At 69.8% G+C, this 8,888-nt stretch carries 9 protein-coding genes; 2 read left to right on the top strand and 7 right to left on the bottom strand.

Translation table 11 applies throughout. The annotated features are described in order from the left end of the window. Window positions 1-197 precede the first annotated feature (197 nt). Window positions 198-995 (bottom strand): SDR family oxidoreductase, encoded by a 798-nt coding sequence (locus VF522_RS21235; protein ID WP_330910311.1) that lies wholly within the window; start codon window positions 993-995, stop codon window positions 198-200. Window positions 996-1,031: 36 nt separating this feature from the next. Between VF522_RS21235 and VF522_RS21230 the strand changes: the two genes are divergently transcribed. Beyond that, window positions 1,032-1,610 (top strand): SH3 domain-containing protein, encoded by a 579-nt coding sequence (locus VF522_RS21230; RefSeq protein ID WP_330910310.1) that lies wholly within the window; start codon window positions 1,032-1,034, stop codon window positions 1,608-1,610. Further along, window positions 1,607-2,515 (top strand): M48 family metalloprotease, encoded by a 909-nt coding sequence (locus tag VF522_RS21225; protein ID WP_330910309.1) that lies wholly within the window; start codon window positions 1,607-1,609, stop codon window positions 2,513-2,515. The genes VF522_RS21230 and VF522_RS21225 overlap by 4 nt, the downstream gene beginning before the upstream one ends. A 73-nt stretch (window positions 2,516-2,588) precedes the next feature. On the opposite strand, the gene VF522_RS21220 is transcribed toward VF522_RS21225, so the two are convergent. From VF522_RS21220 to VF522_RS21195, 6 genes are all read right to left on the bottom strand, one after another. Beyond that, complete coding sequence (locus VF522_RS21220) at window positions 2,589-3,596, bottom strand: 2-dehydropantoate 2-reductase (RefSeq protein WP_330910308.1); 1,008 nt, start codon at window positions 3,594-3,596, stop codon at window positions 2,589-2,591. 26 nt (window positions 3,597-3,622) lie between these two features. Next, window positions 3,623-4,390, bottom strand: a complete 768-nt coding sequence (locus VF522_RS21215; RefSeq protein WP_330910307.1) for a fumarylacetoacetate hydrolase family protein — start codon at window positions 4,388-4,390, stop codon at window positions 3,623-3,625. Window positions 4,391-4,398: 8 nt separating this feature from the next. Further along, window positions 4,399-4,707 (bottom strand): hypothetical protein, encoded by a 309-nt coding sequence (locus VF522_RS21210; RefSeq protein WP_330910306.1) that lies wholly within the window; start codon window positions 4,705-4,707, stop codon window positions 4,399-4,401. Between the two features lie 645 nt (window positions 4,708-5,352). Then, window positions 5,353-6,192, bottom strand: coding sequence for a DMT family transporter (locus VF522_RS21205; protein ID WP_330910312.1), 840 nt, complete (start codon window positions 6,190-6,192; stop codon window positions 5,353-5,355). Window positions 6,193-6,262: 70 nt separating this feature from the next. Beyond that, window positions 6,263-7,546, bottom strand: coding sequence for a DUF3422 domain-containing protein (locus VF522_RS21200; protein WP_330910304.1), 1,284 nt, complete (start codon window positions 7,544-7,546; stop codon window positions 6,263-6,265). 74 nt (window positions 7,547-7,620) lie between these two features. After that, window positions 7,621-8,888: tripartite tricarboxylate transporter permease (locus tag VF522_RS21195; RefSeq protein WP_330910303.1), on the bottom strand; the 1,268-nt coding region annotated here is incomplete at its 5' end.

The raw sequence follows: 8,888 nt of genomic DNA, 5'->3' as shown, positions 1-8,888 counted from the left end.
GAATTCCAAGCGAATGGACACGGTATCTCTCTCCTGCCACGGCATGAGAACCCTCCGAAGTGTTATCCACACCCCGAAAGCGTTACCTATGTCCTCGCACGGGTGTTACCCATGTCCCCAGTCCAAACACCCACCCTACGGGGGAATGGCATGAGGCGTAGGGTGGGCAAGCTCCGCTTGCCCACCATTCCACCGCCTCAATACGTGCCCGGGTAGGCGCCGCCGTCGATCAGCACGTTCTGGCCGGTGATGTAGCTCGCCTGCGCGCTGCACAGCCAGGCGCAGGTCGCGCCGAACTCCTCCGCGTTGCCGAAGCGCTGCGCGGGGATGGTCTTCATGCGCGCGTCCATGATCTCCTGCACCGGCTTGCCGGTCTTCTTGGCCGCGCCCGCGAAGTTGCCGCGCAGGCGATCGGTGTCGAAGGATCCCGGCAGCAGGTTGTTGATCGTCACGTTGGCCGACGCCAGCTTGCTCGTGCGCGCCACGCCGGCAACGAAGCCGGTGAGGCCGCTGCGCGCGCCGTTGGACAGGCCCAGGATGTCGATCGGCGCCTTCACCGCGCTCGACGTGATGTTGACGATGCGGCCGAAGCCGCGCGCCGCCATGCCGTCCGCCGTCGCCTTGATCAGCTCGATGGGCGTCAGCATGTTGGCGTCCACCGCCTTCATCCAGGCCTCGCGGTCCCAGTCGCGGAAGTCGCCGGGCGGCGGGCCGCCGGCGTTGGTCACGACGATGTCGAAGTCCTTGCGGAAGCCGAACACCTTGGCGCGGCCTTCCGGCGTGGTGATGTCGGCCGCGATCGCCTCCACCTTCGTGCCCTTGGGCACTTCGGCATCCGCGCGCAGCGTCTGCGCGGCGGCCTGCAGCGCCTCGTCGCCGCGCGCCACGATCACCAGGTTGGCGCCTTCGCGCGCCAGCGCCTGCGCGCAGCCGAAGCCCAGTCCCTTGCTGGCGCCGCACACCAGCGCCCATTTGCCCGTAATGCCCAGATTCATACAATGACCCGCGGTTGAGAATGGAATGAGCCACGGATGATACGCACCCCCTTGCGCACCCTGCTGATGCTGGCCCTCCTGCTGCCCCCGGTATGGGCACAGGAAGCCGCCGTCACCCGCCGCCCCGTCCAGCTGCGCGATGCGCCGGGCGACCAGGCCCGAAGCATCGCCGCCCTGCCCGCGCAGGCGCCGCTCACGCGCGGCAACGAGCGCCAGGGCCCCTGGGTGAAGGTCACGGCGGGCGCGGCCACCGGCTGGGTCCACATGTTCGACATCGGCCCGGCCTCGGCCTCCGACGGCGGCAGCGTCGCCGGCAGTGCGATGCGCAGCATCACCAGCCTGTTCGGCGGCGGCGCCTCGCAGCAGCGCACCGCCAGCACCGCGGGCATCCGCGGGCTGGGCGCGGAGGACATCGCCAACGCGAGCCCCGATCCGGCGGCCGTCGCCCGCATCGAAGCGCAGCGCCAGAGCGACAGGGACGTGCGGTCCTTCGCGGAACGTTCGGGTTGGCGCCCGGCGGCGGTGGAGCCGCTGCCGGAGCCCGCGCGCGGGTTCGGCAGCCGTCCCGGCAACCCGGCGAATCCGGCGAATCCGGCGCAGCAGGACATGCCATGAACGCCACGATGCGCACCTTCTTCACCGGCGCCGCCTTCGCGCTCGCCGCCCTCTCCGCGCAGGCGCAGGACCCGACGCGGGCCCTGGGCGACCTCCTGCAGCGGATCAACCCCGGCAACCTGCTGAACCAGCCGTCCGCGCCGCGCACGCCCGCGACCGACGACGTGCTGCAGATGCTCTCCGACTCCGTCGACAGCATCGACGAAGCCAAGGAGATCGAAATCGGGCGCCAGCTCGCCTCGGTGCTGCTGGGAAGCAAGCCGCTGCATGCGGACGCGGCGCTGCAGCGCTACGTGAACCGCCTCGGCCGCTGGATCGCGCTGCAAGGCCCGCGGCCGCAGCTGCCCTGGACCTTCGGCGTGATCGACGATCCCGGCTTCAATGCCTTCGCCGCGCCCGGCGGCTACGTCTTCGTCACCAAGGGCGTGATCGATCGCGTCGACGAGGCCGAACTGGCGGGCATCCTCGCGCACGAGATCACGCACGTGGTCGAGAAGCACCACCTGAAGGCGCTCGCCGCCAAGGCGCGCTCGGGCCTGGCCGCGCAGCTGCTCGCATCGCAGGTGCGCACCGGCAACGCCGTGCAGGGCGCGATCTCCCAGCAGATGCTGGCGCTGGGCAAGAACCTGTATTCCAGCGGCCTCGACCAATCCGACGAATTCGCGTCCGACCGCCAGGGCGTGGCCCTCGCCGCCCGCGCCGGCTTCGACCCCTACGGCCTGCCCGCGGTGCTGCAGCAGCTGCGCACCGCCGCGCCGGACAACCCGCTGTTCACCCTGACGCTCGGCACGCACCCGCCGGCGCAGGAGCGCCTGGAGCGACTGGAGCTCGCGATGGGGCAGCGGCTCGACGCGTATTCGGGCAAGCCTTCGGTGGCGATCCCGCAGCGCTTGCGCCAGCGGTGAGGCGGTGGGCAAGCGGAGCTTGCCCACCCTACAAAAGCGACGAAGCGGCGCCGCAGTACGAAGCCGCGATCGGTCAGGCGTGCTGCAGGCGCACCCCGCCGCGCTCGGTCTCCATGTTGCGCGCGAGCAGCTTGACCAGCGCGTAGACCGTGTCGATGTGCGGCGTCGGCGTGTCGGTCAGGCGGGCGAGTTCCGCCACCGATCCGACCAGCGCGTCGATCTCCGGCGCGCGGCCGGCCTCGATGTCCTGAAGCATCGACGTCTTGTGCTTGCCCACCTTCTCCGCGCCCGCGATGCGCTTGTCCAGCGGCACGCGGAACTGGATGCCCAGCTTGCCGGCCACCGCCTGCGCCTCGCGCATCATGTCGGCCGCGAGGCTGCGCGACAGCGGGTACTGGCAGATGTCCACCAGCGTCGACTGCGTGAGTCCGCTGATCGGGTTGAACGTGAGGTTGCCCCACAGCTTCAGCCAGATCTCGGCGCGGATGTCCTCCAGCACCGGCGCCTTGAAGCCGGCGCGCGCGAAGCATTCGGAGATGCGCGTCACGCGGTCGGTCGTGCTGCCATCGAGTTCGCCGATCGGGAAGCGATCGCCCTCGACGTGGCGCACCACGCCCGGCTCCAGCAGTTCCGACGCCGGATAGACGACGCAGCCGATCACGCGTTCCGGCGGGATCATGCTCGCGAGCTGGCCGTCCTCGTCCACGCTGCGCACGGCGCTGCCTTCCAGCGGGCCGCCGGTCTTGTGGAAGTACCAGAACGGGATGCCGTTCTGCATGGTCACGACCGGGGTGTCCGGCCCGAACAGCTTGGGCAGGTCGCCGGCGACGGCGGCCACCTGGTGCGCCTTGGTGGCGAGGATCACGAGGTCCTGCGCGCCGGCGTCGTCGTAGTTGTCGGTGGCGCGCACGTTGCGCGCCACGCGCTCGCTGCCGTCGTGGGCGACGAGGCGGATGCCGCGTTCGCGGATCGCCTGCAGGTTCGCGCCGCGCACGATGAAGGTGACGTCCTCGCCCGCCAATGCGAGCTGCGCGCCGACATAGCCGCCGATGGCGCCGGCGCCGATGATTGCGATCTTCATGGGTCCCTCCGAGGGGAAATGAGGGTTTATTCGAAACGGTTCGTCAGCCGGCCGATGCCGGCGATCTCGACTTCCACGGTGCTGCCCGGCTTCATGGAGCCGACGCCCACCGAGGTGCCGCAGAGGATGATGTCGCCCGGCAGCAGGCTCATGTCCTGCGAGATCAGGCTCACCAGTTGCGCGACGGAAAAGCGCATGTCGCTGACCGGATAGTCCTGCCGCACGTCGCCATTGAGCACCGTGCGCACCGTGAGCTTCTCCGGATCGAGTCCGGTCGCCACCGCCGGCCCGAAGGGGCAGAAGGTGTCGAAGCCCTTGGCGCGGACCCATTGCGCGAAGGAAGCGTCGCGGTTGAGGATGTCCGCCACGGTGACGTCGTTGGCGCAGGTGAAGCCGAACACGTGGCGCATCGCGTCGCGTTCGCCCACCTGCTTGCAGGTACGTCCGATCACGATGCCCAGCTCGCCCTCGAACACCACCTTGACGCCGCCGCCCGGGTGCCGGATCGTGCCGCCGGGCTCGAGGTAGGAGTTCGGCGTCTTCACCAGGTACAGCGGTTCGGGAGGCGCGGAAAGGTTCAGCTTCTCGCCCAGCGCCTTGAAGTTGTTCCACAGCGCGATCACCTTCGTCGGCTGCACCGGCATGAGCAGCTGCACGTCGGCCAGCGCGATCGTGCGGTCGCCGCGCACGGGATACTCGAACATGTTGCCGTGCCAAACGCGCACCCGCTCGCCCTCGATCGTGCCGAAGCGCGTGCTGCCGCCTTCGAGGAAGCGCACCCATTGTTGATGCATGGCGGCTCCTAGGCGGCGAGCCGCGGCGTGGACGGGGTGCGCGCGGGGGCCGCGAGCTCGAGGCGCGCATGGCAGCGCGCCTGCGTCGCCTGGACCAGGTCCAGCAGGAAGTCGATGCCGTAGGCGCGCAGCAGGTGCGGCTGTTCGGCTTCGATCCAGTGGCGGATGCCCGCGCGGCCCGAGGGCTGCAGCCGCGCGAACGTGGCCGCGTCCCAGTGCCAGGGCAGGTCGAGCTCTTCGAACGCGCGGTTGTACGCGTGCCGGTGCGCTTCCGACGCGGCGTCGGTGGGCGCGGGGGGATGCAGGTGTTGCAGCAAGTGGATCTCCTTCGATGCGATGAACCGGTGCCACGAGGGCTTGAAGGAAATCTAGGTGCTGCGAACGATAAGGGACAGTGAAAGTATTTGATGATTTCCATCAACGATCGCTGATGGTCACCAACCCATCCACGGGGACCCCGCGCAGGCATTCGCCTTGCTCCCTCTCCCCTCTGGGGAGAGGGTCGGGGCGAGGGGCAGTCCAGCGCGAAGCGCTGGGGTTCGGCTTCGCGCTCACCACCAGCCTGCGATGGGGGCGCGCCGGTGGTGCCTTGCCCGATCAAGCGGTGCATTCGACGTCGCGGCAGGTGGTGCGCGGTGTGGGACCGCATCAAGGGGTGGCGCCTGAAAGTCGAATCCCGGCGGCGCAGCACGGCTACGAGAGCCCGCAGGGCGTATGAGCTGTGCGTACGTTTCATGCTCGCGAAGCTGTTCGAGTCTGGGGTTTGGCCGTGCGCGGCCAAACCCCAGACGAGTTCTTCGCGCGCGCCGCCGGGATTCGACTTTCAGGTTTGCCCCCGAAGCGGAAGCGAGGGGGACGCCACCCCAGCGGGCCCACACCGCGCGCCGCCTGACGCGACGCGGCGCGACCTGCCCCTCACCCCAACCCTCTCCCCGGAGGGGAGAGGGAGAAAGAACACGCGTTCAGCGCGGACCCCGCGTGAACACGAAGATCCCGGCCAGCACCAGCAGCGTGCCCGCCGCCACCCAGGGCGTGAAAGGCTCGCCGAGCAGCCACACGCCGAGCAGGATGGTGGAAACCGGCCCCACCATGCCGGTCTGCGCGGTGACCGCGGCGCCGACGCGCTCGATGGCCATCATCACCAGCAGCACCGGCACGGCCGTGCAGGCCACCGCATTCAGCAGCGACAACCAGATCACCTGCGGCGCCACGTGCAGGGCACTCTCCACCGGCCGCAGCAGCAGGAACTGCGCGATGCACAGCAAGCAGGCCACGCTGGTGGCGAGTCCCACCAGCCGCAGCGAGCCGAGCCGCTTCACCAGCTGGCCGCTGTACACGAGGTAGATCGCGTAGCTCACCGCGCTCGCGAACACGAGCAGCGTGCCCAGCGCCACGTTGCGCCCTTCCAGCCGCGCCTCGTGGCCGAACACCAGCAGCGCGCCGGCGTAGCTCACCGCCATGCCGGCGAGCTGCGCGCGGGACCAGGGCCGGCGGTACAGCAGCCATCCGAGCAGCAGCACCAGCGTCGGATTGAGGTACAGGATCAGCCGCTCCAGCGAGGCCGTCACGTACTGCAGCCCGAGGAAGTCGAGGAAGCTGGCGAGGTAGTAGCCGGTGACGCCCAGCCCCAGCACCCCGGCCCAGTCGCGTCCGGAGAGCGGCGCCTGTCCGCGGCCGGCCCACCACGCCATCGCGGCGAAGATCGGCAGCGCGAACAGCATGCGGTACATGATCACCGTCACGGCATCGACGCCGTAGCGGTAGGCGAGCTTGACGATGATCGCCTTGCCGCTGAAGGCCATGGCGCCGGCGACCGCCAGCACCACGCCCGGCAGCGGGCCTTCGCGCTGCGTGCCCGGCGCCGCCACGCGCTCAGTGCCCGAGCACGCGCGCGTGCAGGCGGCGCAGCGACAGCCACACGCCCAGCGCCACGACCGGGATCGCCACGGCCGCCGTGCCCTCGGGACTGAATGGCCAGCCGAGCGCCTGCGCGCCCTTGGCGAGATAGCTCACGAGCCCCACGATGTAGTAGGTGATCGCCGCGACCGACAGGCCTTCGACCGTCGCCTGCAGCTTCAGCTGCAGGTCCTGCCGCCGGTTCATGGTCTTGAGCAGGGCCTGGCTGCTTTGCTGCTGGTCGATCTCCACCCGCGTGCGCAGCAGGTTGCTGATGCGCGAGACGCGCTGCGACAATGCGTCCTGCCGCCGCACGGCCCAGGCGCAGGTCGCGCGCGCGGGCGAGAGGCGGCGTTCGATGAACTCGCCGAGCGTCTGCAGGCCCGGCAGGCGCGATTCGTGGATGTCCTGCAGCCGCTGATCCACCAGCTCGAAATAGGCCGCACTCGCGGAGAAGCGCGAATGCGTGGCGGCGTAGTGGCTCTCCACCTGGCCCGCCAGGCGGGTGAGGCGATCGAGCAGCTGCGGTTCCTCGTCGCGCCCGGCGGCGCGGATCGCTTCGGCGAGCGCGGCGAGCTCCTTCTCCGCCACGCCCAGCAGCGCGGCCGATTCGCGCGCGGCCGGCAGTCCCAGCAGGGCCGCCATGCGGTAGGTGTCGATCTCCAGCAGCCGCTGCACCATCCGGCCGAGGCGCCGCGGCGACAGGCCGTCGGAGAACAGCACCATGCGCGAATGGCCGTCGGCGTGGATCGCGAAATCGGTGAACACCGCGCCCTGCCCGCCGCCGACGCCAGAGCCCACCAGCGTCTCCTCGTGCAGCACGTGGCGCGTGAGCGCGTGCGGCGGCGGCGGATCGCCGGGCAGGACCCACAGGTGCAGCGCGGCGAGGCATTGCCCGGGCAGCGCCGCGAGCCACTCCTGCGGCACTTCGTGGATCGCCGGCTGCGGCTCCTGGTCGCCGAAGCCGTCCGCGTCGAAGGCGTGCGAGAAGGTCCAGGTCACGAACTCGGTGTGCAGCTCCCAGCGGATGCGAAAGCCCCCCACATCCATGCGCAGGTGCGTGGTCTGCGCATCGGGCAGCGGCAGGTGGTGGTCGCGCAGCAGCGACGCCAGGTGCGCGCGGCTGGCATCGCGTTCGGCGGCATCGCCGGCCATGACCACGTGCGACAAGGCCAGGGGCGCCGCCATCGCCTCGGGCGGGCGCGCGTGGATCTCGTTGTGCAGGGCGATCCGCTGCGGGTGGCTGGAAGGCTGGGCCATGGCCGCATTGTCGGGGCAAATAAAAAGGCGCCCCGCAGGGCGCCTTCTTCATTCGCGAAGCGCTGCCTCGCGTGTCACTCTTCTTCCTGGAACGCTTCCTCGCGGCGGGCCTTCACCGCGGGCAGCGCCACGACGACGATCAGCAGCAGGGCGGCGGCCAGCAGGCCGGCGGACAGCGGACGCGTGACCAGCACGCTCCAGTCGCCGCGCGACAGCAGCAGCGCCCGGCGCAGGTTCTCTTCCATCATCGGGCCCAGGATGAATCCGAGCAGCAGCGGCGCCGGTTCGCATCCCAGCTTGATGAAGCCGTAGCCGATCACGCCGAACAGCGCCACCATCCAGATGTCCCAGGTGTTGTTGTTGGTGGAGTACACGCCGATGGCACAGAACAGCACGATGGCGGGGAACAGCCAGCGATAGGGCACGGTCAGCAGCTTGATCCACATGCCGATCAGCGGCAGGTTCAGGATCACCAGCATGGCGTTGCCAATCCACATCGAGGCGATCAGGCCCCAGAACAGCTGCGGGTTGCTGGTCATCACCTGCGGGCCCGGCTGGATGTTGTGGATGGTCATGGCACCCACCATCAGCGCCATCACGGCGTTGGGCGGGATGCCCAGCGTCAGCAGGGGGATGAAGGAGGTCTGCGAACCGGCGTTGTTGGCCGACTCGGGTGCCGCCACGCCGCGGATGTTGCCCTTGCCGAAGGGCACTTCGCCCGGCTTCAGCTTGGTCTTCTTCTCGATCGTGTAGGCCGCGAAGGCGGACAGCAGCGCGCCGCCGCCCGGCAGGATGCCCAGCGAGGAGCCCAGCGCGGTGCCGCGCAGGATGGCGGGCGCCATGCGCTTGAAGTCTTCCTTCGTGGGCATCAGGCCCTGCACCTTGGCCGTGAAGACCTCGCGCTCGCTCTCGTGCTTGCCGAGGTTGGAGATGATCTCGCCGTAGCCGAACACGCCCATGGCGATCACGATGAAGCCGATGCCGTCGGTCAGTTCGGGGATGTCGAACGAGAAGCGGGCGACGCCGGAGTTCACGTCGGTGCCGACCAGGCCCAGCAGCAGGCCCAGCACGATCATGCCGATCGCCTTGACCAGGGAGCCGGAAGCCAGCACCACGGCGCCGATCAGGCCCAGCACCATCAGCGAGAAGTATTCGGCGGGGCCGAACTTGAACGCGACTTCGGTCAGCGGCGCGGCGAAGCCGGCCAGGATCAGCGTGCCGACGCAGCCGGCGAAGAAGGAGCCGATGCCGGCGGCGGCGAGCGCGGGGCCCGCGCGGCCCTGGCGCGCCATCTGGTAGCCGTCGATCACTGTCACGACCGAGGACGATTCACCCGGCAGGT

Source organism: Ramlibacter sp. (genome assembly GCF_036383835.1).
Lineage (GTDB): Bacteria > Pseudomonadota > Gammaproteobacteria > Burkholderiales > Burkholderiaceae_C > Ramlibacter.
This window is presented reverse-complemented; position numbering and strand designations above follow the sequence as displayed.

Bases quoted from the DNA above. Each gene is read 5' to 3' on its own strand.
- VF522_RS21200 (WP_330910304.1), bottom strand. From the start codon at position 7,546: ATGGCCCAGCCTTCCAGCCACCCGCAGCGGATCGCCCTGCACAACGAG.
- VF522_RS21205 (WP_330910312.1), bottom strand. From the start codon at position 6,192: ATGGCCTTCAGCGGCAAGGCGATCATCGTCAAGCTCGCCTACCGCTAC.
- VF522_RS21235 (WP_330910311.1), bottom strand. From the start codon at position 995: ATGAATCTGGGCATTACGGGCAAATGGGCGCTGGTGTGCGGCGCCAGC.
- VF522_RS21220 (WP_330910308.1), bottom strand. From the start codon at position 3,596: ATGAAGATCGCAATCATCGGCGCCGGCGCCATCGGCGGCTATGTCGGC.
- VF522_RS21225 (WP_330910309.1), top strand. From the start codon at position 1,607: ATGAACGCCACGATGCGCACCTTCTTCACCGGCGCCGCCTTCGCGCTC.
- VF522_RS21215 (WP_330910307.1), bottom strand. From the start codon at position 4,390: ATGCATCAACAATGGGTGCGCTTCCTCGAAGGCGGCAGCACGCGCTTC.
- VF522_RS21230 (WP_330910310.1), top strand. From the start codon at position 1,032: ATGATACGCACCCCCTTGCGCACCCTGCTGATGCTGGCCCTCCTGCTG.